Origin of the sequence: uncultured Microscilla sp., from assembly GCF_947493425.1 — a bacterium.
Classification (GTDB): Bacteria; Bacteroidota; Bacteroidia; order Cytophagales; family Microscillaceae; genus Microscilla.
The window spans coordinates 1-225 of record NZ_CANLRP010000686.1 but is presented as its reverse complement, the minus strand read 5'-3'; the positions used below and the strand labels follow the sequence as shown (position 1 = coordinate 225).

Below are 225 nucleotides of genomic sequence, written 5' to 3'. Positions count from 1 at the left end.
GATTCCATTTGACAAACAAACTCAGCTCCTGCCTCAGGAATGAGCCAGCTTTTTACCCGCCAAGGCTTGATTTCGTTTTTTTAAAATTTTACGTGCTCCTTCAATACTCATATGGGCTACATACTCAAGTTCTACCATTTTATCAGCTAATAAACGGTAAGTCCAGCGTTGATAGCCCTCAGGAGGATTACTACAACGAAGGGCTATTAAATGGGCTTCTACCTC

1 pseudogene is annotated in these 225 nt (G+C 41.8%); it reads right to left on the bottom strand.

Annotation, left to right across the window (positions count from 1 at the left end):
* Nucleotides 1-225: pseudogene (locus Q0954_RS34920) on the bottom strand (IS630 family transposase); the annotation flags it as partial.